The 20,192-nt window shown below is 34.1% G+C and carries 36 protein-coding genes; 32 read left to right on the forward strand and 4 right to left on the reverse strand.

From position 1 onward, the window contains the following. Window positions 1-26: 26 nt before the first annotated feature. Window positions 27-809, forward strand: a complete 783-nt coding sequence (locus RT037_RS08885) for a GLPGLI family protein (RefSeq protein ID WP_312322608.1) — start codon at window positions 27-29, stop codon at window positions 807-809. 12 nt (window positions 810-821) lie between these two features. On the opposite strand, the gene RT037_RS08890 is transcribed toward RT037_RS08885, so the two are convergent. Further along, window positions 822-1,664: an aldo/keto reductase gene (locus RT037_RS08890; RefSeq protein ID WP_313030145.1), complete on the reverse strand. Its 843-nt coding sequence runs from the start codon at window positions 1,662-1,664 to the stop codon at window positions 822-824. Window positions 1,665-1,753: 89 nt separating this feature from the next. Between RT037_RS08890 and RT037_RS08895 the strand changes: the two genes are divergently transcribed. The 31 genes from RT037_RS08895 to RT037_RS09045 all read left to right on the forward strand — a co-directional run bounded on the left by RT037_RS08895 (window position 1,754) and on the right by RT037_RS09045 (window position 18,622). Continuing rightward, complete coding sequence (locus tag RT037_RS08895; RefSeq protein WP_312322610.1) at window positions 1,754-2,194, forward strand: low affinity iron permease family protein; 441 nt, start codon at window positions 1,754-1,756, stop codon at window positions 2,192-2,194. Window positions 2,195-2,645: 451 nt separating this feature from the next. Then, on the forward strand, window positions 2,646-3,272 hold the full coding sequence (gene rplC, locus RT037_RS08900) for a 50S ribosomal protein L3 (RefSeq protein WP_313030149.1): 627 nt from the start codon (window positions 2,646-2,648) through the stop codon (window positions 3,270-3,272). Beyond that, window positions 3,263-3,892 carry a 50S ribosomal protein L4 gene (rplD, locus tag RT037_RS08905; RefSeq protein WP_312322613.1) on the forward strand — a complete coding sequence of 210 codons (630 nt, stop codon included), beginning with the start codon at window positions 3,263-3,265 and terminating at the stop codon, window positions 3,890-3,892. The genes rplC and rplD overlap by 10 nt, the downstream gene beginning before the upstream one ends. A gap of 6 nt (window positions 3,893-3,898) precedes the next feature. Continuing rightward, window positions 3,899-4,189, forward strand: coding sequence for a 50S ribosomal protein L23 (gene rplW / locus RT037_RS08910; protein WP_079667178.1), 291 nt, complete (start codon window positions 3,899-3,901; stop codon window positions 4,187-4,189). Between the two features lie 21 nt (window positions 4,190-4,210). Further along, window positions 4,211-5,032: a 50S ribosomal protein L2 gene (rplB, locus tag RT037_RS08915; RefSeq protein ID WP_079667179.1), complete on the forward strand. Its 822-nt coding sequence runs from the start codon at window positions 4,211-4,213 to the stop codon at window positions 5,030-5,032. Between the two features lie 2 nt (window positions 5,033-5,034). After that, complete coding sequence (rpsS, locus tag RT037_RS08920; RefSeq protein ID WP_079667180.1) at window positions 5,035-5,313, forward strand: 30S ribosomal protein S19; 279 nt, start codon at window positions 5,035-5,037, stop codon at window positions 5,311-5,313. Window positions 5,314-5,315: 2 nt separating this feature from the next. Then, a complete protein-coding gene (gene rplV / locus RT037_RS08925) occupies window positions 5,316-5,714 on the forward strand; it encodes a 50S ribosomal protein L22 (protein ID WP_079667181.1) in 399 nt (132 codons plus the stop codon). Window positions 5,715-5,722: 8 nt separating this feature from the next. Further along, window positions 5,723-6,445 (forward strand): 30S ribosomal protein S3, encoded by a 723-nt coding sequence (rpsC, locus tag RT037_RS08930; protein ID WP_079667182.1) that lies wholly within the window; start codon window positions 5,723-5,725, stop codon window positions 6,443-6,445. Between the two features lie 85 nt (window positions 6,446-6,530). Next, complete coding sequence (gene rplP, locus RT037_RS08935) at window positions 6,531-6,956, forward strand: 50S ribosomal protein L16 (protein ID WP_312322624.1); 426 nt, start codon at window positions 6,531-6,533, stop codon at window positions 6,954-6,956. 13 nt (window positions 6,957-6,969) lie between these two features. Further along, window positions 6,970-7,158 carry a 50S ribosomal protein L29 gene (gene rpmC, locus RT037_RS08940; RefSeq protein ID WP_079667184.1) on the forward strand — a complete coding sequence of 63 codons (189 nt, stop codon included), beginning with the start codon at window positions 6,970-6,972 and terminating at the stop codon, window positions 7,156-7,158. A gap of 12 nt (window positions 7,159-7,170) precedes the next feature. Further along, window positions 7,171-7,425 carry a 30S ribosomal protein S17 gene (gene rpsQ / locus RT037_RS08945; protein WP_079667185.1) on the forward strand — a complete coding sequence of 85 codons (255 nt, stop codon included), beginning with the start codon at window positions 7,171-7,173 and terminating at the stop codon, window positions 7,423-7,425. Further along, window positions 7,425-7,793 carry a 50S ribosomal protein L14 gene (gene rplN / locus RT037_RS08950; RefSeq protein WP_002661337.1) on the forward strand — a complete coding sequence of 123 codons (369 nt, stop codon included), beginning with the start codon at window positions 7,425-7,427 and terminating at the stop codon, window positions 7,791-7,793. The genes rpsQ and rplN overlap by 1 nt, the downstream gene beginning before the upstream one ends. A 20-nt stretch (window positions 7,794-7,813) precedes the next feature. Continuing rightward, entirely contained in the window at window positions 7,814-8,143 is a 330-nt protein-coding gene (rplX, locus tag RT037_RS08955) for a 50S ribosomal protein L24 (RefSeq protein ID WP_079667187.1), read from the forward strand. 10 nt (window positions 8,144-8,153) lie between these two features. Further along, window positions 8,154-8,705: a 50S ribosomal protein L5 gene (gene rplE / locus RT037_RS08960; RefSeq protein WP_313030165.1), complete on the forward strand. Its 552-nt coding sequence runs from the start codon at window positions 8,154-8,156 to the stop codon at window positions 8,703-8,705. 3 nt (window positions 8,706-8,708) lie between these two features. Next, entirely contained in the window at window positions 8,709-8,978 is a 270-nt protein-coding gene (rpsN, locus tag RT037_RS08965) for a 30S ribosomal protein S14 (protein ID WP_027383308.1), read from the forward strand. Window positions 8,979-9,137: 159 nt separating this feature from the next. Further along, entirely contained in the window at window positions 9,138-9,536 is a 399-nt protein-coding gene (gene rpsH, locus RT037_RS08970; RefSeq protein WP_079667189.1) for a 30S ribosomal protein S8, read from the forward strand. An 18-nt stretch (window positions 9,537-9,554) separates the two neighbouring features. After that, window positions 9,555-10,100, forward strand: coding sequence for a 50S ribosomal protein L6 (rplF, locus tag RT037_RS08975; RefSeq protein ID WP_313030168.1), 546 nt, complete (start codon window positions 9,555-9,557; stop codon window positions 10,098-10,100). 11 nt (window positions 10,101-10,111) lie between these two features. After that, entirely contained in the window at window positions 10,112-10,465 is a 354-nt protein-coding gene (rplR, locus tag RT037_RS08980; protein ID WP_079667191.1) for a 50S ribosomal protein L18, read from the forward strand. A gap of 20 nt (window positions 10,466-10,485) precedes the next feature. Continuing rightward, on the forward strand, window positions 10,486-11,001 hold the full coding sequence (gene rpsE / locus RT037_RS08985; protein WP_079667192.1) for a 30S ribosomal protein S5: 516 nt from the start codon (window positions 10,486-10,488) through the stop codon (window positions 10,999-11,001). A gap of 10 nt (window positions 11,002-11,011) precedes the next feature. Beyond that, entirely contained in the window at window positions 11,012-11,194 is a 183-nt protein-coding gene (rpmD, locus tag RT037_RS08990; RefSeq protein WP_313030173.1) for a 50S ribosomal protein L30, read from the forward strand. Window positions 11,195-11,264: 70 nt separating this feature from the next. Then, window positions 11,265-11,714 carry a 50S ribosomal protein L15 gene (gene rplO, locus RT037_RS08995; RefSeq protein WP_079667194.1) on the forward strand — a complete coding sequence of 150 codons (450 nt, stop codon included), beginning with the start codon at window positions 11,265-11,267 and terminating at the stop codon, window positions 11,712-11,714. Between the two features lie 11 nt (window positions 11,715-11,725). After that, on the forward strand, window positions 11,726-13,108 hold the full coding sequence (gene secY / locus RT037_RS09000; protein ID WP_313030177.1) for a preprotein translocase subunit SecY: 1,383 nt from the start codon (window positions 11,726-11,728) through the stop codon (window positions 13,106-13,108). Between the two features lie 6 nt (window positions 13,109-13,114). After that, window positions 13,115-13,330: a translation initiation factor IF-1 gene (gene infA / locus RT037_RS09005; RefSeq protein WP_079667196.1), complete on the forward strand. Its 216-nt coding sequence runs from the start codon at window positions 13,115-13,117 to the stop codon at window positions 13,328-13,330. 44 nt (window positions 13,331-13,374) lie between these two features. Further along, a complete protein-coding gene (gene rpmJ / locus RT037_RS09010; RefSeq protein ID WP_007839480.1) occupies window positions 13,375-13,491 on the forward strand; it encodes a 50S ribosomal protein L36 in 117 nt (38 codons plus the stop codon). A gap of 16 nt (window positions 13,492-13,507) precedes the next feature. Then, a complete protein-coding gene (gene rpsM / locus RT037_RS09015) occupies window positions 13,508-13,885 on the forward strand; it encodes a 30S ribosomal protein S13 (protein WP_079667197.1) in 378 nt (125 codons plus the stop codon). 15 nt (window positions 13,886-13,900) lie between these two features. After that, window positions 13,901-14,290: a 30S ribosomal protein S11 gene (gene rpsK, locus RT037_RS09020; RefSeq protein ID WP_009087288.1), complete on the forward strand. Its 390-nt coding sequence runs from the start codon at window positions 13,901-13,903 to the stop codon at window positions 14,288-14,290. A gap of 19 nt (window positions 14,291-14,309) precedes the next feature. Then, window positions 14,310-14,918, forward strand: a complete 609-nt coding sequence (gene rpsD / locus RT037_RS09025) for a 30S ribosomal protein S4 (RefSeq protein ID WP_079667198.1) — start codon at window positions 14,310-14,312, stop codon at window positions 14,916-14,918. 31 nt (window positions 14,919-14,949) lie between these two features. Next, window positions 14,950-15,945 (forward strand): DNA-directed RNA polymerase subunit alpha, encoded by a 996-nt coding sequence (locus RT037_RS09030; RefSeq protein WP_079667199.1) that lies wholly within the window; start codon window positions 14,950-14,952, stop codon window positions 15,943-15,945. Window positions 15,946-15,953: 8 nt separating this feature from the next. After that, window positions 15,954-16,460 carry a 50S ribosomal protein L17 gene (gene rplQ / locus RT037_RS09035; protein WP_313030187.1) on the forward strand — a complete coding sequence of 169 codons (507 nt, stop codon included), beginning with the start codon at window positions 15,954-15,956 and terminating at the stop codon, window positions 16,458-16,460. 95 nt (window positions 16,461-16,555) lie between these two features. After that, a complete protein-coding gene (locus RT037_RS09040; protein ID WP_313030189.1) occupies window positions 16,556-17,926 on the forward strand; it encodes a DUF4403 family protein in 1,371 nt (456 codons plus the stop codon). Window positions 17,927-17,947: 21 nt separating this feature from the next. Further along, a complete protein-coding gene (locus tag RT037_RS09045; protein ID WP_313030191.1) occupies window positions 17,948-18,622 on the forward strand; it encodes a hypothetical protein in 675 nt (224 codons plus the stop codon). A 642-nt stretch (window positions 18,623-19,264) separates the two neighbouring features. On the opposite strand, the gene RT037_RS09050 is transcribed toward RT037_RS09045, so the two are convergent. Genes RT037_RS09050 through RT037_RS09060 form a run of 3 tightly spaced genes read right to left on the reverse strand, consistent with a single transcriptional unit; the run spans window position 19,265 to window position 20,192 of the window. Continuing rightward, window positions 19,265-19,678: a hypothetical protein gene (locus RT037_RS09050; RefSeq protein ID WP_313030193.1), complete on the reverse strand. Its 414-nt coding sequence runs from the start codon at window positions 19,676-19,678 to the stop codon at window positions 19,265-19,267. Between the two features lie 31 nt (window positions 19,679-19,709). Next, entirely contained in the window at window positions 19,710-19,925 is a 216-nt protein-coding gene (locus RT037_RS09055) for a hypothetical protein (RefSeq protein ID WP_312322978.1), read from the reverse strand. Window positions 19,926-19,946: 21 nt separating this feature from the next. Further along, window positions 19,947-20,192, reverse strand: a complete 246-nt coding sequence (locus RT037_RS09060; RefSeq protein WP_312322977.1) for a hypothetical protein — start codon at window positions 20,190-20,192, stop codon at window positions 19,947-19,949.

Here is a 20,192-nt window from a genome sequence, read left to right on the forward strand (position 1 = left end):
AGGCGGAGATATCCGTCTTTTTTATTATGAGATATTTATTTTTTTTTCTGTTGCCTTTAATAATGTTTGGACAAAATAATGACAAGCAAGAATTTCAGTATAAGTTTGAGTATAGATTAAATTATTCTCCAGATTCCACTAATGTGGTAAATAAAAAGACCGAGGATTTTAGTCTATTTGTTGTGGGGGATAAATCATTTTTTGCGAGCAATAATTATTTTGCTAAAGATTCAATATTGCAATCCGTAAAAATTGCAAACAATATGAATATTTCAAATATTCCTAATACAAGATTTAAATATATTATTATATCTGATAATGATAAAATCGAGTATTGCGAAACCCTACTTAAATATAAATTTACATATTCTGAGCAACCAGAATTGGATTGGAAGCTTACGGGTAAGAAAGAGAAAATAGGCAATTTTAATTGCCTTCAAGCAATAGCAAATTATGGAGGGCGTACATGGGAAGCGTGGTTTACTCCTGATATACCCATTAGTAAAGGACCATATAAATTTGGAAAATTACCTGGCCTTATTGTTAAAATTGGTGATTCAAAGAAACATTATGAATTTAATTTGATTAGCGTTAGTAAAAATGTTAATTATGGAAATGGACTTATGGATGAGAAAAATTTAAAATTATATAAAAAAATTTCAAAAACAGAGTATTCAAAGGTAATTAAAGATATTAATGATAATATTATAGGTGAACTTTCTTCATCAGGTCTTACTGTTATGCCAGAAAGTATTGATAAGGTTAAATCAAATGTTAAAAAAAGAAACAACCCTATAGAATTAAAGTAGTAAATCTTTTCATTATTCAACTTCTTTTCCACGACTTGCTTCCAAAATCCTGAACCAATCTTCGGTGTTTAGCTTTATATCAAAAGCTTTGTTGTAATTCTTAATTCGATTAATATTGGTTGTTCCAACAATTGGGAGGATTTTTGAAGGATGCTTTAGTAGAAATGACAACAGTATCAAATCTTCTTCCACATTATGTTTTTCTGCTAAATTTTTTATTATTTCTGTTAAATTTTTATTTCTGTCGCTGAAATAATTTCCCATGACAGACCAAGCTTGTGGACGAATATTTTTAGACATCATTTGATCCAAACTTCCGTCAAAAAACGCTTTTGGTTCTGTTGCAGAAATCTCAATTTGGTTGGTTTCCAATTTTACAAACTCGTTAAGAAGTTCAAATTGAGTGGTCGAAAAATTACTAACGCCAAAGGATTTTACTTTTCCATCATTTTTAAGTTTTTGAAAAGCTTCCGCAACAACTTCTGGATTTAGAAGTGGCGATGGACGATGCAATAACAGCATATCTAGATAATCCGTGTGAAGATTCTTTAAGCTTTGTTCCACAGATTTTATGATGTGATCAAAATCGTAATTATAATGCTTTATGTTAGTTTTATTTTTAAGAACGATTCCGCATTTAGAAATTAGTTGAATTTGTGTTCGATCCAGTTTAATATCTTCCAAAGCAGAACCAAAAAGAGCTTCGGTGGTATAATCACCATAGATGTCAGCGTGGTCAAATGTTGTAAAACCTTCTTCTATACAAGTTTCGATAAGTTGACTAGTTTGATTTTTGTTGAGATTGCTGCCCCAAATTCCCCAACGCATACAACCAATGATAAGCCGTGAAAACATAATTTTCGTTTTTTACGAAGTTAATGAAGTCTTAATGTTTTTACATTAAGATTTTGCTAAATTAGTTCCAATTATTACAAATTAACCTTATGAAATCGCATAATTTTTTTGAAACTTTTGCTAACTGGGCTACCAATTTTACCGGAAGTTCTATAGCTTTTTTGGGCGCCTTGTTGGTTGTTGTTATTTGGGTAGTCTCTGGTCCATTTTTTCACTATTCCGATACGTGGCAATTAGTAATTAATACTGGTACAACCATCGTCACTTTTCTTATGGTTTTTTTAATACAAAAGTCGCAGAATAAAGATTCGAAGGCGCTTCAAATTAAACTTAATGAATTAATTGCTGCAAGCAAACAAGCTAGTAATCGCATGGTTGATATTGAGGATTTGACAGAAAAAGAGTTGGATCAATTACATCAATATTTTGCTAAGCTTGCTGAATTGGCAAAGAAAGAAGCAGATATTCATAAGTCTTATTCGATCGATGCGGCGGTTAAAAAGCACAAGGAAAAAGTAAATAGTATTTAATTTTGATATTCATTCTTATTTCGATTGACTTCTTAACATATTAAACTGTATTAAACCATTAAATAAAAGATTTCCTCTTTAATTAAATTACTTGGGTCTTGATGTTTGTCGAGATATTTTGTAATATTAATTTTGGAACTTCTATTAATTACTCATTTATTGACTCAAATTCAGTAGTGTGTTTTTCTGTAAATTTTTGTCAGATTTTTATTTTATATCAAATTTTCGCAAAATAGATCTAGGTTTCGAGATTATAATTTTTGTGGTACATTTTTTTCTAAAATCAGCTAACTGTCAAAAAATCAAATATTTTCTTAAATTTTTTTTGGAGTTTATTAAAATATTCATACATTTGCACACTCATTTTAGGGAAGAAGTCTGCCTATTTCAAACATAGTACATGACAAAAACCGCTAAAGTGTTGAGAATTAATAATAATATATATTAAATAATGTCAGGTATTATTGGTAAAAAAATCGGTATGACATCTTTGTTTAACGAAGAAGGGAAAAACATTCCTTGTACAGTTATCCAAGCTGGTCCATGCTCGGTTTTACAGGTCAGAACCATTGAAAACGACGGTTACAAAGCTGTTCAGTTAGGTTTCGATGACAAGAGTGAGAAGAACGTTGGTAAAGCGTTAGCTGGTCATTTTAAAAAGGCTGGTTCAACTCCTAAAGCTAAGTTGGTAGAATTCTACAGAGAATTTGTTGACGAAGTAAAAGTGGGAGACGAAGTTAAAGTTGACTTATTCGCAGAGGGTGAATTTGTTGATGTTACAGGAACTTCAAAAGGTAAAGGTTTCCAAGGTGTTGTTAAAAGACACAACTTTGGAGGTGTAATGCAAGCAACTCATGGTCAGCACAACAGACTTAGAGCTCCAGGTTCTATCGGTGCTGGATCAGACCCTTCAAGAGTATTCAAGGGTATGAGAATGGCTGGAAGAATGGGAGGTAAGCAGGTAACTGTACAAAACCTTCAGGTGTTGAAAGTAGATGGAGAGCAAAATCTTTTAGTAGTAAAAGGTGCTATTCCGGGAGCTAAAAATTCTTATGTAATTATCAGAAAATGGAACTAGTAGTATTAAATACATCAGGAAAAGAAACCGGAAGAAAAGTAAGTCTAGACGAAACAATCTTCGGAATAGAGCCTAATCAGCACGCGGTTTACTTAGAAGTGAAACAATATCTTGCTGCTCAGCGTCAAGGTACTCATAAATCAAAAGAAAGAAGCGAAATTACAGCTTCTACAAGAAAGCTTAAGAAGCAAAAAGGTTCAGGATCTGCGAGATATGGTGATATCAAATCGCCAACTTTCAAAGGTGGGGGTAGAGTTTTTGGTCCAAAACCAAGAGATTACCGTTTCAAATTGAACAAAGCGCTTAAGAGATTAGCTAAGAAATCTGTATTGTCTCAAAAAATGAGAGATAACTCAATCAAAGTTTTAGAAGCGTTCAACTTCGAAACACCTAAAACTAAAGATTTTATCAACTTGAACAATGCGTTAGGTTTTGAAGGAAAAAAATCTCTTTACATTTTAGCAGAAGCTAACAAGAATGTATATCTATCTTCAAGAAACTTACCTAAGACTAAAGTGATGACTTATAACGAGATCAGTTCTTATGACTTAGTTAATGCAGGAGAGATTGTATTCTTAGAAGGTGCAGTAGAAAAATTTCAAGAAAACTTAAAGAAATAATAAATCATGTCAGTTATTATTAAACCAATTATCTCAGAAAAAGCTAACTATCTTACAGATTTGAGAGGTGACTATTCTTTCTTAGTAAATACTAAAGCGAATAAAATCCAAATCAAATTGGCTGTAGAAGCAGCTTACGGTGTAAAAGTAGCAGACGTTAGAACCATGATTTATGCGCCTAAAGTTTCTTCTAAATACACGAAAAAAGGATTACAAGTTGGTAAAACCAACAAATTAAAGAAAGCAGTTGTTAGATTGGCTGCTGGAGAAGTAATCGACATTTTTGCAACGAATTAATTATAATTATAAATAATAGTAATGTCTGTTAGAAAATTAAAACCTATCACCCCGGGACAGAGATTCAGAGTTGTTAATAACTTTGAAGAAATTACTACCAACAAACCAGAGAAATCTCTAACAGTTGGTATTAGTAAGTCAGGTGGACGTAACCAAACTGGTAAAATGACCATGCGTTACACCGGAGGTGGACACAAAAAGAAATACAGAATTATCGACTTCAAACGTAACAAAGCTAACGTTGAAGCAACAGTTAAGACTGTAGAGTACGATCCAAACAGAACTGCTTTCATCGCTCTATTAGAGTACGCAGACGGAGAGAAGAGATATATCATCGCTCCTAACGGTATCAAAGTAGACCAAAAAGTAGTGTCAGGAGAAAGCGTTGAGCCTAACGTAGGTAACGCAATGAAACTTAAGAATATCCCTCTAGGTACAGTTATCTCTTGTATCGAGCTTAAGCCTGGTCAAGGAGCAATCCTTGCTAGATCTGCAGGTTCATCAGCACAGTTAACTTCTAGAGATGGTAAATATGCAATCATCAAATTGCCTTCAGGAGAATCAAGAATGATCCTTACCGAGTGTATGGCAATGATTGGCTCTGTATCTAACTCTGACCACCAGCTTACCGTATCTGGTAAAGCAGGTAGAAGCAGATGGTTAGGTAGAAGACCTAGAACAAGAGCGGTTGTAATGAACCCAGTTGATCACCCAATGGGTGGTGGTGAAGGACGTTCTTCAGGAGGTCACCCAAGATCTAGAAACGGTAAGCCAGCTAAAGGTTACAAGACTAGAAAGAAAAACAAAGTGTCTAACCGTTACATCGTATCTAAAAGAAAATAATTATGGCAAGATCACTTAAGAAAGGACCTTTCATTCATCATACATTAGAGAAGAAAGTACAAGCAAATATCGAGTCTAACAAAAAGACTGTCATCAAAACATGGTCTAGAGCATCTATGATTTCTCCAGACATGGTAGGTCAAACTATCGCAGTACATAACGGCAAAACTTTTGTTCCTGTTTATGTTACTGAAAACATGGTTGGACACAAGTTAGGTGAATTTTCTCCGACAAGATCTTTTAGAGGTCACGGTGGTAACAAAAATAAAGGTAGCAGATAATCATGGGAAAAAGAAAGCAAGATAGCGCAATAGCAAGAAAGGCAGCTAACCTAGATGTGGTAAAAGCTCGTCTTAACGACTGTCCTTCTTCTCCAAGAAAAATGAGATTAGTTGCTGATATCATCAGAGGAGAACAAGTAGACAAAGCTCTTTATATCCTAAAATATTCTAAGAAAGATGCTTCTAACAAGTTAGAAAAATTGCTTCTTTCTGCTATGGCCAACTGGCAAGCAAAAAACGAAGGTGCTGACATCGAGGAAGCTAACCTTATCGTTAAAGAAATTTTTGTGGATAGTGCAAGACAATTGAAGAGACTAAGACCTGCACCACAAGGTAGAGGTTACAGAATCAGAAAAAGATCTAACCACGTTACGTTAATCTTAGGTAATAAAGAAAACTAATTCAAGGTATGGGACAGAAGACAAATCCAATTGGTAACAGATTAGGTATCATCAGAGGATGGGATTCTAACTGGTTTGGTGGTAAAAACTACGGTGATAGAATCGCTGAAGACTACAAAATCAGAAGATACCTTGAAGCAAGATTATCTAAAGGTGGAATTTCAAGAATTTTTATCGAAAGAACACTTAAGCTAGTTACTGTAACTATCACAACAGCTAGACCAGGTCTTATCATCGGTAAAGGTGGTCAAGAAGTTGACAAACTAAAAGAAGAACTTAAAAAGTTAACTGGAAAAGATATCCAGATTAACATCTTCGAAATTAAAAGACCAGAACTAGACGCTGTACTAGTAGCAGATAGCATTGCAAAACAAATCGAAAACCGTATCTCTTACAGAAGAGCAGTTAAGATGGCAATGGCATCTACAATGAGAATGGGTGCAGAAGGTATCAAAGTTCAAATCTCTGGTAGATTGAACGGTGCTGAAATGGCAAGATCAGAGTCTTTCAAAGAAGGAAGAATCCCTTTGTCAACTTTCAGAGCAGATATCGACTATCACATCGGAGAAGCACTTACTCAATACGGTAAGCTTGGTGTGAAAGTATGGATCATGAAAGGTGAAGTTTATGGTAAAAGAGATCTTTCGCCACTAGTAGGACAACCTAAAAAAGGTGGACCATCTAGAGGTGACAGAGATAACAACAGAAGACCTTCAAGAGATAAAAAATAATTAAAAATTTTAGGCTATTAAATTTTAAATTACCGTTACTTTTTTAAAATCCAACATCTAAAATCCAAAATCTAAAATTTAAATTATGTTACAACCAAGAAGAATGAAATTCCGTAAGATTCATAAAATGAAGATGAAGGGGATTGCTCAAAGAGGTAATCAACTTGCATACGGAACATTTGGTATCAAGGCAACAGAAGGAGCATGGGTAACAGCTAGACAAATCGAAGCTGCCCGTATCGCTGCAACTAGATATATGAAAAGAGAAGGTCAATTATGGATCAAAATATTCCCAGACAAGCCTATTACTAAAAAACCTGCAGAGGTTCGTATGGGTAAAGGTAAAGGTGCTGTAGAATATTGGGTAGCTGTAGTTAAACCTGGTAAAATTATGTTCGAAGTAGGTGGAGTACCTTACGACGTAGCAAAAGAAGCTTTGAGACTTGCTGCTCAAAAGTTACCAATCGTTACTAAGTTCGTAGTTGCTAACGATTTTGTTAAACCTCTTTAATATCTGAATAACAATGAATAAAGCTGACATCAAAAACTTAAGCGTTGAGGATTTGAAAAATCAACTGACTGAAGCTAAAGCTAACCTTAACAAATTAACTTTGGCTCACAAAATCAGCCCGATTGAAAATCCAATTCAGATTAGAGATTTAAGAAAGACAATCGCTAGATTAAACACTGAGTTAACTAACAAACAATCATAATTCCTTTTTACAATGGAAAGAAATTTAAGAAAAGAAAGAATCGGAGTAGTTTCCAGCAATAAAATGGAAAAAACCATTGTTGTTAGTGAAACTATGAGAATGAAGCACCCGATGTACGGTAAATTCGTTTTGAAAACGAAAAAATATACTGCACATGACGAAAATAACGAGTGCAACGAAGGGGACACTGTTCTAATTACAGAAACAAGACCTTTGAGTAAGAGCAAAAGATGGAGATTAGTAAGAATCATAGAAAGAGCTAAGTAATGTTACAAACAGAATCAAGATTAAAAGTAGCTGATAATACTGGTGCTAAAGAAGTATTGGTTATCAGAGTTCTGGGTGGTACCAGAAGAAGATATGCTTCAGTTGGTGATAAAATCGTAGTGACTATCAAAGATTCTACGCCATCAGGAAATGCAAAAAAAGGACAAGTTTCTAAAGCTGTAGTAGTGAGAACTAAAAAAGCAGTACGTAGAAAAGATGGATCTTACATCAAATTCGACGACAATGCTTGTGTATTACTTAACGCAGCTGGAGAGATGAGAGGAACGCGTGTTTTCGGACCAGTTGCTCGTGAGTTGAGAGATAAAGAATATATGAAAGTCATTTCATTAGCTCCTGAAGTACTTTAATTTTTAAAATTTACAAAAAAATGACAAAGTTAAAAATCAAAAGAGGAGATAACGTAATCATCACTACCGGAAGAAAAGAAATCAAAGGTAAAACTGGTGAGGTTATTGAAGTGATCAAAAAAGAAGGTAAAGACGCTAGAGTTATTGTAGCAGGTCTTAACATCGTGAAAAAACACGTTAAGCCATCTGCACAAAATCCTCAAGGTGGGATTGTAGAGAAAGAAGCATCTATCCACATTTCTAACGTTATGTTAGTTGATCCTAAAACAGGAAAAGCTACTAAAGTTGGTTATAAAGTAGATGGTGATAAGAAAGTAAGATTTGCAAAACAATCTGGTGAAACTTTATAATTAGATTACAATGGAATATATCGTAAGACCAAAACAAGCATATAAAGACAAAATTGTTCCTGCAATGATGGAAGAATTCGGGTACAAGTCAGTAATGCAAGTACCTAAGTTACTTAAAATCGTTGTTAGCCAAGGTTTGGGTGCAGCGACGCAAGACAAGAAAATTGTTGACTATGCTGTAGAAGAATTAACAAATATCACTGGACAAAAAGCTGTTGGTACTTTATCTAAAAAAGATGAAGCTGCTTTCAAACTTAGAAAAGGTATGCCAGTTGGTGCAATGGTAACTCTTAGAGCTAACAAAATGTATGAGTTCTTAGACAGATTAACATCTTCAGCGCTTCCACGTATCAGAGATTTCTCTGGTATCAAAGCTGACGGATTCGATGGTAGAGGTAACTATAACTTAGGTATTACTGAGCAAATTATCTTCCCAGAGATCGTTATCGACAAAGTAAAGAAAATCCAAGGGATGGACATTACTTTCGTTACTTCTGCTAAGACAGATAAAGAAGCTAAAGCATTATTAACTCACTTCGGTTTACCGTTCAAAAAGAACTAAGACATGGCTAAAGAATCAATGAAAGCGCGTGAGCGCAAAAGAGAAGCTACTGTAGCTAAATATGCTGAGAAAAGAAAAGCTCTTAAAGAAGCTGGAGATTACGAAGCACTACAGAAGTTACCAAAAAATGCTTCTCCAGTTAGACTTCACAACCGTTGCAAGTTAACTGGACGTCCAAGAGGTTACATGAGAACTTTCGGGATTTCTAGAGTAACTTTCAGAGAAATGGCTAACAATGGCCTTATCCCTGGAGTTAAGAAAGCAAGTTGGTAATCAACTAAAAATTAATCTAGACAGCCAAGTTGGTTTTTCGAGATATAAGATAGAAGATGTCAGATGACAGACTTCTATAGTCTGGAATCTGATATCCGAAATCTGAAATCCAAACTCAAAACTAGCTGTTATTAACCAATCAATAAATTAAAAAAAGAAATGGTAACAGATCCAATTTCAGATTTCCTAACTAGAGTAAGGAACGCACAAAGCGCAGGCCACAAAGTGGTGGAAATTCCTGCATCGAAAATCAAAAAAGAGATTACGAAAATTCTTTTTGACCAAGGTTATATCCTTAACTACAAGTTCGAGGATAACTCAGTTCAAGGAGCTATCAAAATCGCTTTAAAGTATGACAAACAAACTAGCAAACCAGCTATCAAGTCTATCCAAAGAGCTTCTAGACCAGGTCTACGTCAGTACAAAGGTACTGCAGAACTTCCAAGAGTTCTTAACGGACTAGGTATTGCAATCATCTCAACTTCTAAAGGGTTGATGACTGATAAAAAAGCAAGAGAAGAAAAAGTAGGAGGCGAAGTAATTTGCTACGTTTATTAATTTTTAATATAGGAAATAATGTCAAGAATTGGTAAAGCAATTATAGAAATTCCTGCTGGTGTTACAGTTACTAACAACAATGGTATTGTAACAGTTAAAGGTCCAAAAGGAGAACTTACTCAAGAGTTAACCGATGGAATTTCAATTGAAGAAAAAGATGGCGTAATCACAGTAACTCGCCCATCAGATTCTAAACAACATAAAGCACTTCACGGTCTATACAGAGCACTTATCAATAACATGGTTGTTGGTGCTGGTACAGGTTTTACAAAGCAATTAGAGCTTGTGGGTGTTGGTTATAGAGCTTCTCACTCTGGTCAAAAACTAGAATTAGCTCTAGGTTTCTCACACGGTATCGTGGTAGAACTTCCAAAAGAAGTTGCTGTAGAAACTTTGACTGAAAAAGGTAAAAACCCTATTATTACTCTATCTTCTCACGATAAACAACTTCTTGGGATGGTGGCTGCAAAGATCAGATCTTTCAGAAAACCTGAGCCTTACAAAGGAAAAGGTGTGAAATTCGTAGGTGAAATCATCAGAAGAAAAGCCGGTAAATCTGCATAAAATTTAAGAAAATGGCATTAACAAAAGTTGAAAAGAGAAACAGAATCAAAAGAAGAGTTAGAGGTAAGATTTCAGGATCTGCTGAAAAACCAAGATTGTCTGTTTACAAAAGTAATAAAGAAATCTACGCTCAAATCGTAGATGATAAAGAGGGTAAAACTTTAGTATTCGCTTCTTCTCGTGAGAAAGGTGTTGACGCTAAAGGTACTAAGACTGAAGCTGCTGTTGCAGTTGGTAAAAAAATCGCTGAGAAAGCTATCGCTGCTGGTATCGAGAACATCGTATTCGACAGAAACGGTTTCGTATTTCATGGTAGAGTTAAAGCTTTGGCTGATGGTGCTAGAGAAGCTGGTCTTAAATTCTAATCTTTTAAATTCAGAAAAATATGTTAGACAATATAGAAAGAGTTAAACCTGGAGGATTAGAACTAAAAGATCGTCTGGTTGCTGTTAATAGAGTAACTAAAGTAACTAAAGGTGGTAGAGCATTCGGATTTTCTGCTATCGTAGTTGTTGGTAATGAAGATGGTGTTATTGGTTACGGATTAGGTAAATCTAAGGAAGTAGCTTCTGCAATCTCTAAAGCTGTAGAAGATGCTAAGAAAAACTTAGTAAAAGTACCTGTAATGAACAAAACTATCCCTCACCAGACTACAGCTAGATATGGTGGTGCTGATATCTTCTTGAGACCTGCATCTCACGGTACAGGACTTATCGCTGGTGGTGCAGTACGTGCAGTACTAGAATCTGCTGGTGTACAAGACGTATTATCTAAGTCTAAAGGATCTTCTAACCCACACAACGTGGTTAAAGCAACTTTCAAAGCTTTATTAGACATCAGAAGACCTGAAGAAATCGCTAGAATGCGTGGTGTTTCCCTAAGTAAAGTGTTTAACGGTTAATATATAAGCAATGGCAAAGATTAAAGTAAAACAAGTAAGAAGCGCTATTGGTAGAACAAAAACCCAAAAAAGAACGCTTGAAGCATTAGGTTTGAAAAAACTTCACCAAGTAGTTGAGCACGAAGCAACACCTGCTATTTTAGGTATGGTTGCTGCAGTAGGTCACTTACTAGAAGTTCAAGAAGAGAAATAATACAATGTATACGTAGTGTAATGGTCTTTATCTAGGCCATTACATTATAATTTTAAAAATCATAATCGTAATGAATTTAAATAACATACAACCAGCATCAGGATCTACGCATAACTCTAAGAGAATTGGTAGAGGACAAGGAAGTGGTAAAGGTGGTACATCTACCAAAGGTCACAAAGGTCAAAAAGCAAGAGCTGGTTATTCTGAGAAGATCGGATTCGAAGGTGGACAGATGCCACTTCAAAGAAGATTGCCAAAATTTGGTTTTAAAAACGTTAACAGAAAAGAATACAGAGCTATCAACCTAGATAGTATCCAAAATCTTGTCGATACAAAAGGTATCTCTGGAGAGATCACTAAAGATGTATTGGTTGCTAACGGTTTAGCTTCTAAAAATGACTTAATCAAAATTTTAGGTAGAGGAGACCTTAAAGCTAATGTTTCTATCTCTGCTAACAAGTTTACTAAGTCTGCAGAAGAAGCTATTACTAAAGCTGGAGGTAAAGCAATCACTCTTTAATAAAAGATCAAATGAAAGAATTTATACAAACACTAAAAAACATTTGGAGCCTAAAGGAGCTTAGAGATAAAATTATTTTAACTCTATCTTTAGTCCTTGTGTATAGATTCGCTTCTTATATTTCACTTCCTGCTATTAACATGGCAGAGGTGGGCAACCTTCTACAACATTACCAAAATCAAGGCGGGAACCAACAAGGGGCCGGCCTTTTGGGTTTACTTTCATCATTTACTGGTGGTGCTTTCTCGAGAGCATCAATTATGGCATTAGGAATTATGCCTTACATCTCTGCCTCGATTATCGTACAGTTGATGGGTATGGCGATTCCTTATTTACAAAAATTACAGAAAGATGGTGAGAGTGGTAGAAATACACTAAACCAAATCACAAGATGGTTAACGATTGCAGTATGTTTGGTACAAGCACCTTCATACTTAACATCGGTAACACAATTCTTTTTACCTTACGGACAATTCCAATCAGCTTATTATATAGATCCTAACTCTATTATGTTCTGGTTACCAAGTATTGTTATCCTAGTTGCAGGATCAGTTTTTGCAATGTGGTTAGGTGAGAAGATTACAGACAAAGGTATTGGAAACGGTATTTCTATCCTTATTATGGTTGGTATCCTTGCGGATCTTCCAACTGCATTTATCCAAGAGTTTTCAACTCAGACAGGTAAAGGTGGATTTGGCACAATCATGATTTTAGTAGAAGTATTGTTCTGGTTGTTAGTAGTTCTTTTAGCTATTATTTTATCAGTAGCTGTTAGAAAAATTCCTATTCAGTATGTAAGTCGTGCTCAGGCAAGAGGAGATGTTAACAGAAATCTTATGCAAGGTGCTAGACAATGGATCCCATTGAAGGTAAATGCAGCGGGTGTTATGCCCATCATCTTTGCACAAGCTTTGATGTTCGTACCAGGATTATTAACAAAAGTGGATGAGTCTAATACATTTTTGGCAGGATTCAAAAATGTTTTTAGTTGGCAATACAATGTATTGTTTGCATTATTAATTATTATTTTCTCATTTTTCTATACTGCAATCACAATTCCAGTTAATCAAATGGCGGATGACCTTAAACGTAATGGCGGTTTGATACCAAAAGTAAGACCTGGAAAAGAGACTGCAGATTACCTAGATGACATTTTGTCAAAAATTACCTTGCCAGGTGCGATTTTTTTATCTATCTTTGCAGTCCTTCCGGCTATAGTGCACGGAGCGTTTGTTCAGACAGATAGATTTGCCCTGTTCTTCGGTGGTACATCACTATTGATTATGGTTGGTGTTATCTTAGATACAGTTCAGCAGATCAATACGTATTTGTTAAATCATCATTATGATGGTCTAATGCAGTCAAAATTGTCTAGAACAACAAACGTAGAATAATTGTAAATGGCAAAACAAAAGCATATAGAACAAGACGGCGTTATTACGGAAGCACTTTCGAATGCGCAGTTCCGAGTAGAACTAGAAAATGGGCATATCCTTATTGCCCATATTTCTGGTAAGATGAGAATGCATTACATCAAACTGCTTCCTGGTGATAAGGTAAGATTGGAGATGTCTCCGTATGACCTTACTAAAGGAAGGATCACTTTTAGATACTAATTATCTAAATGTAATAATAGAAATATAAAAGAAAAATCTCTCAAATGAAAGTTAGAGCATCTATTAAAAAAAGAAGTGCTGATTGCAAGATTGTACGCAGAAAAGGTGTACTGTTCGTAATCAACAAGAAGAACCCTAAATTTAAACAAAGACAAGGTTAACAACCACTATTAAATTATGGCGAGAATTGCAGGTATTGATTTACCAAAGAACAAAAGAGGCGTTATCGGTCTTACTTACATCTACGGTGTAGGAAGAAGCACTGCTTCAGAAATTTTGAAGAGCGCTGGTATCAGTGAAGACAAGAAAGTCAACGAATGGAATGACGATGAATTGGCATTAATCAGAGGTTATATCTCAGACAACATCAAAGTTGAAGGAGAATTAAGATCTGAAACGCAATTGAACATCAAGCGATTGATGGACATTGGTTGCCAACGAGGAATACGTCACAGACTGGGATTACCTTTAAGAGGCCAAAGAACTAAAAATAATTCTAGAACCCGTAAAGGAAAGAGAAAAACTGTTGCTAACAAAAAGAAAGCAAGTAAATAATCTGTAGAATTTATTATGGCAAAACAAACTAAAGTTGTTAAGAAAAGAAAAGTAAAAGTTGAGGCTATTGGTGAAGCGCATATTCAAGCTTCTTTCAATAACATCATCATTTCTTTAACAAATAAAAACGGAGAAGTAATCTCTTGGGCATCTGCCGGTAAAATGGGATTCAGAGGTTCTAAAAAGAATACTCCTTTTGCTGCGCAAATGGCAGCAGAAAATTGTTCTCAAGTAGCTTACGAAGCTGGTCTTAGAAGAGTTAAGGTGTTTGTAAAAGGTCCAGGTGCGGGTAGAGAGTCTGCTATCAGAACTATCCACAACTCAGGAATCGAAGTTAGCGAAATCGTTGATATTACACCGATGCCGCATAACGGATGTAGACCACCTAAAAGAAGAAGAGTTTAATTTTTAGAATTTATCCCTAATGGCAAGATATATTGGACCTAAAACTAAAATTGCTAGAAAATTTGGTCAAGCAATTTACGGAGATGATAAAAACTTTGAAAAAAGAAAAAACCAACCGCCTGGACAACATGGACCTAACAAAAGAAGAGGTGCTAAGAAGTCTGAATACGCTATTCAGTTAGCTGAAAAGCAAAAAGCTAAATATACTTACGGTATTTTAGAAAGACAATTTGCTAACCTTTTCGAAAAGGCTGATAGAAGCAAAGGAGTAACTGGTGAAGTTCTTTTACAATTATGTGAGTCTAGACTAGACAACGTTGTATACAGACTAGGTTATGCAAAAACTAGATCTGCTGCAAGACAATTAGTTTCTCACAGACACATCACTGTTAATGGTGAGTTGGTTAACATACCTTCTTATTTATTAAAAGCTGGTGATGTAGTTGCAGTAAGAGAAAAATCAAAATCACTAGAAGTTATCGCTAACTCTTTAGCATCTAAAGTTAACTACGAGTGGTTACAATTCAATGACGAGAAGAAAGAAGGTACTTTCGTTTCTGCTCCTGAAAGAATCCAAATTCCGGAAGACATCAAGGAACAGTTAATCGTCGAATTATACTCTAAATAATAATTTTTTCAAATTTTTGCTCAACCATACTATGGCAATTTTAACATTTATAAAACCAGATAAAGTAATCCTACTTAATTCTACAGATTTCAAAGGTCAATTCGAATTTAGACCTCTTGAACCAGGATTTGGATTAACAATCGGTAATGCATTGAGAAGAGTTTTGCTTTCTTCTCTGGAAGGATATGCTATTTCATCTATCAAAATAGAGGGCGTAGAGCACGAATTTTCGACTATACCAGGTGTGATCGAAGATGTTACTGAAATCATACTTAATCTTAAGCAACTTCGTCTTAAGGCTACAACAGAAAACCCATCTAGTGAGCAAGTTAATGTAAAAATTTCTGGTCAAGAAGTTATTACGGCTGGTGACTTAGGTAAAGGGATCAATAATTTCGAGGTTCTTAACCAAGATCTTGTTATCTGTAACCTTACTAAAGACGTTAACTTTGAGATTACTTTCAATATTGAAAAAGGTAGAGGTTACGTTCCTTCAGAACAAAACAAGTCTAACAATGCACCAATTGGTACTATTGCAATAGATTCTATCTTTACACCAATTAAAAAAGTACAGTATAGCATCGAAAATTATCGTGTAGAGCAAAAAACAGACTACGAAAAACTAATCTTGGATATTGAGACTGATGGTTCTATCACACCTCAAAATGCCTTAACAGAAGCTTCTAAGATATTAATTTATCACTTTATGTTATTCTCAGATGAAAGAATTACTCTAGAGACTGAAGCTGTTAAAGCATCTATCCAATATGACGAAGAAACACTTCACACAAGACAACTTCTTAAGTCAAAATTAGCAGATATGGATCTTTCTGTAAGAGCCCTTAACTGTCTGAAAGCGGCAGAAGTAGAAACTCTTGGAGAACTTGTTGCCTTCAGTAAGTCTGATTTGATGAAATTCAGAAATTTTGGTAAAAAATCTTTAACAGAACTTGAAGAATTGGTTCACGCAAAAGGACTAAATTTCGGGTTTGATGTTGCAAAATATAAGTTAGACGCTGATAAATAATCCTTACAATGAGACACGGAAAGAAAATCAATCACTTAGGTAGAACGGCGCCGCACAGAAAAGCAATGCTGTCTAACATGGCTTGTTCCCTAATTGAACATAAAAGAATCAACACTACAGTTGCTAAAGCTAAAGCTTTAAGAACTTACGTTGAACCTCTTCTTACTAAAGCAAAAGAAGATACAACTCACAATAGAAGAACTGTATTCTCTTACCTTAAAAGTAAAGAAGCTGTTACAGAGCTTTTCAGAACTGTAGCACCAAAAATCGCTGAAAGAAATGGCGGTTATACAAGAATCATCAAAACTGGTTTCAGACTTGGTGATAGTGCAGATACTGCTATGATTGAACTTGTTGACTTCAACGAGCTTTACAACCCTAAAGCTGAAGAGAAGAAAACAACTAGAAGAAGTAGAAAACCTGCTACTAAAAAAGAAGAAACAGCTCCTGTTGCTGAAGCGAAAGTTGAAGAAACTCCTGCTGCTGATTCTAAAGAAGAAAAGACCGAAGAATAATCTTCGTTTGATCATAATAAAACGCCTCGCTTTTGTAAGGCGTTTTTTATTTTTATAGTAACTAGAATTCTATTATTTTTGTTTAAAATAGTTGAATGAAAATTTTCCTTAGCTGGTTATGTAGTTTATATTTTGTTTTGGGATGGAGCCAAACGACAACTAATCCCAAACTCGATCTACCACAGATCCCTTCCAATATTAGTATTCCGATACAACTTCCAATCTCCGAAATTGAAAATCTGGTTAATAAATCTGTTACAGGAACCATCTACGAAGACAAATCTTTTACGGATAACAATAATGACCAATTCAAAGTTAAAGTCAACAAGTTATCCGATATTAAGCTGAAAGCCTTAACCAATAACCGATTGATGTTTTCTGTTCCACTTCAGATTTGGACCGAAAAAGGTTATGGGACGATGGGCGTTTACTTATATAAAGACACAAGTTTTAACTTAGTGATGAATTTTGTTTCTTCAATTTCTACTAATCCAGATTGGAGTTTGACAACATCTACACAAAGCGCAGGTTTTGTTTGGAAAGAAAAACCAGTTCTCGATTACGGTAAAGTCAAAATCCCCGTTGCTAGCTTTATTGAATCAACACTTAAAGAACAACAATCAAAATTCACTTCTTTAATAGATGCACAGATTAAAAATTCTTTTAAGTTACAACCTTACTTAGTCCTTGCTTGGAATCAGTTTGCAAAGCCAATTAATATTTCTCAAGAATATAATACTTGGTTAAAAATTACGCCTCAAAGAACATATTTAAAACCCATTGAAGTCTATGCAGATAAGATTAAGGCAAATGTTGGTCTTAGCCTTCTTTCTGAGACTTTCGTAGGCGAAGTGCCGTCTGCGTCAGCTTTGGTTAAACAAGTTCCTAATTACATTTCTAAACCTGATATTTCTGATGATTTTGTGCTACAGACAACAACTAATATTAGTTTTAATGAAGCAAGTATTTTAGCAGAGAAACAGTTTTCACATAAGGAAATCGAACTTGGCAGTTCTTCTCGAAAAGTTAAAGTAGAAGCCATTTCTGTATATCCAGAAAAAGATAATATTGTTTTAAAAATTACGACTTCGGGCTATGTTAATGGAACGTCTTTTATTAAAGGACAAGCTGCTTATGATGAAGTCGGACAAAAGATTGTTTTAACAAATACAGATTTTAATTTAAAAACGAAAAACAATTTTCAAAAAGCTGTGACAGTTTTGTTCGAAGGTAAGATTAGAAAAATGGTGGAGCAAGAATATGGCATCCCTATGAAAGATATAGTAACGTCGTCTAAACAAAGCTTGACAGAGAATTTTAATAAAGAGTATTTTCCAGGATTAAAATTATCAGGTCAAGTTGTCGATTTTAAACCAAGTAAATTTATTTTAACACCGACTTATATTACTGTGGTCATAGATACTAAAGCAAAGTTACAATTATTAATTTCGGGACTGAATTTTTAGTATATTTAAAAGAAAAAAATCATGAAGAATATTTTTATTTCATTTTTATCTCTTTCGGGAGTTTTAATATTTGCTCAGGAAGCCGCGCCGTTGCACATCCAAAATATGAGTTTGAATGCTCAAAGTATTTTTTTGAAAGATGGATTTAAAACTGATTTAGGAACAGAAGGTATTCCTTACATAAACAATGATCTTTTTTCGGAAGCTAAAGTTGGAACTTCTGAAAAGTTGACTAGTGTTAGATATAATGCTAGCCTAGATCAGTTTGAGTTTCTTCAGAATGGACAAATGCTATTGATGGGCAAAGAAGATTGGTACAGCCCTGTTTATTTTCCGTCAACAAATGAATTTGTTGTATTGGGAGATATTATATATAAGAATAAATCGACGAAATCTTATTTGTTTGAATATATTAAAGGTGATAAGGTAAGTGCATATCGTAAAATTTCCAAGACATTTAAGAAAGGTGAATATGCGGCATCTTCTTTTGATAAAGATCAACCGAATCGATTTAGAGAAGAGCCAGATCAATATTATTTGAAATTGGAGGACGGAAAATTTGTGGAATTTCCTAAGAATAAGAAAAAACTTATTGAATTATTTCCGGATAAGAAAAAGTCAATTAATGATAATGTAATTTCTAATGACTTTGATTTTAATACTAAAAAGCTAATTGTCTCACTTTTAAATAGATAATTTATTAGATATTAGAAATAAAAAAACCTCTGATTCTTCAGAGGTTTTTTTGTGGAGTTGGAGGGACTACCAATATAAATTGATTATCAATTAGTTATAATTGTTTTTAATTAATTGTACCGACATTTGTACCGACAATTGTTTGAGTTAAGTTGATTTCTATGTTTTATAATATTCTAGATTTTTGCTCTAATGACCTTTTGTATTTTTTTCTGAAGCTTGTCAGTAGATTAGCATGAGTTCAATTACCGATAATCAATTCTAATTATACATTTTAGGGATAATTTTATATTTTGACAAAATTGTCAAATATTATTTATGCTTCAAGTCTTTATGTGATTTTCAGTTTTAAAATGTCGATTTATATTAATAGCGAGTGAAAGACTGTTAGGTTAGATATATACAGATAGGGCACAAAAAAAACGGGATATTTATTTTGAATAAATTACCCCGCCCTTATTGTTTTCGTTGAATTGTTTCAGAATTTGAAAGTCGATTTCTTATCGTCCCTAGTTTCTTTTGCTTCTGTTATTATCTAAGATTATTTTTAAAGTCTTTTAATTATGATGATTAAAGGGTGTTTGATTTTGATTTGTGTTGAAAGGGGGGATTTATTATCATTAAAGGTTTAATCTATTATATTTATTCTAGAGCTTGTGTTGTTCCTCCATTTATTATTTCTAAGTCATTTGTTATAAAATTATCAAACAAGATTTTTATAATTTGTTTTTCAGATAACTGATATTTAGTAGATAATTTTTTTATCAAATCATTTTTTAAGATTGGATCATTGTTATTAATATTTTTACTTTCTTTTAAAACATCATATACTAAGTTGTATTGGTCTTTTTTCGGAATTGATATGGAGTCAGCTGTTAATAATATTAGTTCAGTTCTAATTTTTTCCCTTTTTAGAAATGCTTCAGTAAAAACTACCATCGAATCAGATTGTATTTTTTGATCCTCTAATTCTTTTGTAGTTAATTTTTTTTGTACTGCTGGTTTTTCTGAACATCCTACGCATAGAATTATTGTTGCAATTAAGAATTTCTTCATAGTAATAATTTTTCCTAAGATATTTAAAATATCAATACTTCGGGCGTTTTTTATTACGATTGTTATAGACTTCCAATAATAGTTCCTTGTTAGGGATTTTCTCCCAAATGGCGGTTAGGTCTGCATCTTTGTATTTCTGTCTAATATTGTCGTGTTTATCGAATACTAAAGATATTCTGAGGATTGTTACAACTTGCATTATTGTAAAGTTACTTTGTTCGGCTAGGTTTAATAGTATTGTTTTCATTTTATTACTTAGGATTGTATTTTAGTTTAATTCAGATAATGGATTTATAAACTCATTTTTTAATTTCTGTAAATCTGCTGGTTCTAGCTGTGAAAGTATTTCTATAAGTTTATGATAACTCATTTCGGGAACTTCCTCAAAATAACCCAGATTATAACCTTTCTCTGTTGGTGTTCCGTCTTGGTTAAGGATTCCTTCCGATAGTCCGATATTAATTATTTCTTGTTCTGTTGTGCCTAGTTGCTTGGCTAGTTCTTGTATTGTCAT

It is taken from the genome of Soonwooa sp. (assembly GCF_032062245.1).
GTDB lineage: Bacteria > Bacteroidota > Bacteroidia > Flavobacteriales > Weeksellaceae > Soonwooa.

What these genes read in the sequence shown, in the direction of transcription:
- RT037_RS08885 (WP_312322608.1), top strand. Translation starts at nt 27, where the DNA reads ATGAGATATTTATTTTTTTTTCTGTTGCCTTTAATAATGTTTGGACAA.
- RT037_RS08890 (WP_313030145.1), bottom strand. Translation starts at nt 1,664, where the DNA reads ATGTTTTCACGGCTTATCATTGGTTGTATGCGTTGGGGAATTTGGGGC.
- RT037_RS08895 (WP_312322610.1), top strand. Translation starts at nt 1,754, where the DNA reads ATGAAATCGCATAATTTTTTTGAAACTTTTGCTAACTGGGCTACCAAT.
- rplC (WP_313030149.1), top strand. Translation starts at nt 2,646, where the DNA reads ATGTCAGGTATTATTGGTAAAAAAATCGGTATGACATCTTTGTTTAAC.
- rplD (WP_312322613.1), top strand. Translation starts at nt 3,263, where the DNA reads ATGGAACTAGTAGTATTAAATACATCAGGAAAAGAAACCGGAAGAAAA.
- rplW (WP_079667178.1), top strand. Translation starts at nt 3,899, where the DNA reads ATGTCAGTTATTATTAAACCAATTATCTCAGAAAAAGCTAACTATCTT.
- rplB (WP_079667179.1), top strand. Translation starts at nt 4,211, where the DNA reads ATGTCTGTTAGAAAATTAAAACCTATCACCCCGGGACAGAGATTCAGA.
- rpsS (WP_079667180.1), top strand. Translation starts at nt 5,035, where the DNA reads ATGGCAAGATCACTTAAGAAAGGACCTTTCATTCATCATACATTAGAG.
- rplV (WP_079667181.1), top strand. Translation starts at nt 5,316, where the DNA reads ATGGGAAAAAGAAAGCAAGATAGCGCAATAGCAAGAAAGGCAGCTAAC.
- rpsC (WP_079667182.1), top strand. Translation starts at nt 5,723, where the DNA reads ATGGGACAGAAGACAAATCCAATTGGTAACAGATTAGGTATCATCAGA.
- rplP (WP_312322624.1), top strand. Translation starts at nt 6,531, where the DNA reads ATGTTACAACCAAGAAGAATGAAATTCCGTAAGATTCATAAAATGAAG.
- rpmC (WP_079667184.1), top strand. Translation starts at nt 6,970, where the DNA reads ATGAATAAAGCTGACATCAAAAACTTAAGCGTTGAGGATTTGAAAAAT.
- rpsQ (WP_079667185.1), top strand. Translation starts at nt 7,171, where the DNA reads ATGGAAAGAAATTTAAGAAAAGAAAGAATCGGAGTAGTTTCCAGCAAT.
- rplN (WP_002661337.1), top strand. Translation starts at nt 7,425, where the DNA reads ATGTTACAAACAGAATCAAGATTAAAAGTAGCTGATAATACTGGTGCT.
- rplX (WP_079667187.1), top strand. Translation starts at nt 7,814, where the DNA reads ATGACAAAGTTAAAAATCAAAAGAGGAGATAACGTAATCATCACTACC.
- rplE (WP_313030165.1), top strand. Translation starts at nt 8,154, where the DNA reads ATGGAATATATCGTAAGACCAAAACAAGCATATAAAGACAAAATTGTT.
- rpsN (WP_027383308.1), top strand. Translation starts at nt 8,709, where the DNA reads ATGGCTAAAGAATCAATGAAAGCGCGTGAGCGCAAAAGAGAAGCTACT.
- rpsH (WP_079667189.1), top strand. Translation starts at nt 9,138, where the DNA reads ATGGTAACAGATCCAATTTCAGATTTCCTAACTAGAGTAAGGAACGCA.
- rplF (WP_313030168.1), top strand. Translation starts at nt 9,555, where the DNA reads ATGTCAAGAATTGGTAAAGCAATTATAGAAATTCCTGCTGGTGTTACA.
- rplR (WP_079667191.1), top strand. Translation starts at nt 10,112, where the DNA reads ATGGCATTAACAAAAGTTGAAAAGAGAAACAGAATCAAAAGAAGAGTT.
- rpsE (WP_079667192.1), top strand. Translation starts at nt 10,486, where the DNA reads ATGTTAGACAATATAGAAAGAGTTAAACCTGGAGGATTAGAACTAAAA.
- rpmD (WP_313030173.1), top strand. Translation starts at nt 11,012, where the DNA reads ATGGCAAAGATTAAAGTAAAACAAGTAAGAAGCGCTATTGGTAGAACA.
- rplO (WP_079667194.1), top strand. Translation starts at nt 11,265, where the DNA reads ATGAATTTAAATAACATACAACCAGCATCAGGATCTACGCATAACTCT.
- secY (WP_313030177.1), top strand. Translation starts at nt 11,726, where the DNA reads ATGAAAGAATTTATACAAACACTAAAAAACATTTGGAGCCTAAAGGAG.
- infA (WP_079667196.1), top strand. Translation starts at nt 13,115, where the DNA reads ATGGCAAAACAAAAGCATATAGAACAAGACGGCGTTATTACGGAAGCA.
- rpmJ (WP_007839480.1), top strand. Translation starts at nt 13,375, where the DNA reads ATGAAAGTTAGAGCATCTATTAAAAAAAGAAGTGCTGATTGCAAGATT.
- rpsM (WP_079667197.1), top strand. Translation starts at nt 13,508, where the DNA reads ATGGCGAGAATTGCAGGTATTGATTTACCAAAGAACAAAAGAGGCGTT.
- rpsK (WP_009087288.1), top strand. Translation starts at nt 13,901, where the DNA reads ATGGCAAAACAAACTAAAGTTGTTAAGAAAAGAAAAGTAAAAGTTGAG.
- rpsD (WP_079667198.1), top strand. Translation starts at nt 14,310, where the DNA reads ATGGCAAGATATATTGGACCTAAAACTAAAATTGCTAGAAAATTTGGT.
- RT037_RS09030 (WP_079667199.1), top strand. Translation starts at nt 14,950, where the DNA reads ATGGCAATTTTAACATTTATAAAACCAGATAAAGTAATCCTACTTAAT.
- rplQ (WP_313030187.1), top strand. Translation starts at nt 15,954, where the DNA reads ATGAGACACGGAAAGAAAATCAATCACTTAGGTAGAACGGCGCCGCAC.
- RT037_RS09040 (WP_313030189.1), top strand. Translation starts at nt 16,556, where the DNA reads ATGAAAATTTTCCTTAGCTGGTTATGTAGTTTATATTTTGTTTTGGGA.
- RT037_RS09045 (WP_313030191.1), top strand. Translation starts at nt 17,948, where the DNA reads ATGAAGAATATTTTTATTTCATTTTTATCTCTTTCGGGAGTTTTAATA.
- RT037_RS09050 (WP_313030193.1), bottom strand. Translation starts at nt 19,678, where the DNA reads ATGAAGAAATTCTTAATTGCAACAATAATTCTATGCGTAGGATGTTCA.
- RT037_RS09055 (WP_312322978.1), bottom strand. Translation starts at nt 19,925, where the DNA reads ATGAAAACAATACTATTAAACCTAGCCGAACAAAGTAACTTTACAATA.
- RT037_RS09060 (WP_312322977.1), bottom strand. Translation starts at nt 20,192, where the DNA reads ATGACAATACAAGAACTAGCCAAGCAACTAGGCACAACAGAACAAGAA.